This is a genomic window from Synechococcus sp. R3-13, from assembly GCF_047462195.1.
Lineage (GTDB): Bacteria > Cyanobacteriota > Cyanobacteriia > Thermostichales > Thermostichaceae > Thermostichus.
This window is the reverse complement of the sequence record NZ_JANSIO010000522.1, coordinates 1,298-2,637: the sequence shown is the minus strand read 5'-3', so window position 1 is coordinate 2,637 and position 1,340 is coordinate 1,298. Positions and strand designations below refer to the sequence as shown.

The 1,340-nt window shown below is 62.5% G+C and carries 1 protein-coding gene and 1 pseudogene; both read left to right on the top strand.

Features of this window, described 5'->3' with window-relative positions:
• Window positions 1-722 (top strand): annotated as a pseudogene (locus NW856_RS14310) (glycine dehydrogenase (aminomethyl-transferring)); the annotation flags it as partial.
• A gap of 142 nt (window positions 723-864) precedes the next feature.
• The coding region (locus tag NW856_RS14305; protein WP_414400775.1) for a hypothetical protein at window positions 865-1,340 on the top strand (476 nt) is incomplete at its 3' end.

Genomic DNA, 1,340 nt, shown 5'->3' with positions numbered 1-1,340 from the left:
GGGGGGGTGGGCCGGGGGTAGGGCCCATTGCCGTGGCCCGCCACCTTGTGCCCTATTTGCCTGGCCATCCTGTTTTGCCCGGTTGTAACGGCCCCGTCAGCGCTGCCCCGTGGGGCAGTGCCAGCATTTTGCCCATCTCCTGGGCCTACATTCGCCTTATGGGATCCGCCGGCCTCACCCTGGCCAGCCAAGTGGCCATCCTCAACGCCAACTACATCGCCAAGCGGTTGGATCCCTACTACCCAGTGCTCTACAAGGGGCCGGGGGGGTGGGTGGCCCACGAGTGTATTTTGGATTTGCGCCCCCTGAAAAAAAGCGCTGGCATCGAGGTGGAAGATGTGGCCAAGCGCCTGATGGACTATGGCTTCCACGCCCCCACCATCTCCTGGCCGGTGCCGGGGACGATGATGGTAGAGCCCACCGAGAGCGAATCTCTGGAGGAGCTGGATCGCTTCTGCGAGGCGATGATTGCCATCCGCCAGGAGATTGCCGCCATTGAGCGAGGCGAGATGGATCCGGTGCGCAATCCCCTCAAGCTGGCCCCCCACACCGCCGAGGTGGTGGCTGCCGACCACTGGGATCGCCCCTATCCTCGCTCGCTGGCCGCCTACCCGCTCCCTTGGGTCAAGGCCCACAAGTTCTGGCCCAGCGTCAGCCGCATCGACAACGCCTACGGGGATCGCCACCTGGTGTGCAGTTGTCAGCCCTGGCTCGACGAATGATGGCTGCTCTGGAACTTGGCCCAGAAAGGGAGATTGGTTGTATCCAAAGGCGGGATCCGCTATAACCCAGTCAGGGATCCCTGGCCAACGGATGAGAAAAAATCCCCGTCTTGAGCGGTTCACGTCAGTGGGGCCAAGTTCTTTGCCTATTCTTACTCGGCTAACCCTGGGGCTGTTGGCGGGATCCCTCGTGGCCTGCCGCAAGATGCCTGATCCGGTTGCTCAAGAAGTGGATCAGGATCCCGTGCGGCGTCACATCGGCAAAGATGGCACGCATTTTGAGGCTTCCCTAGGAGATGCCCGCGCTCTTCCCCCCCAGTTTCCCCGTCACTTGCAGTTGCCCAACGCTTCCATCATCTCTTCGGGACAGATTCGGGATCGAGAGGGGGGCCTTGCTTCCCTGATCTTGCAGACCTCTCAGCCTCTGGAGGCGATTGCCGCCTACTATCGCCGCACCCTGTGGGGCCGGGGCTGGGACATCCTCTCGGACATCGAGCAGGCCAATGGGATCCGCACCTTGGTGTTCGAGTCTCCCCCCCACCCCAAAAAGCCTCTCCAACAGGCGGTGGTGCAAGTGGGATCCCCCCGTCGCGGGCCGGATCAGGTGGAATATCGCGA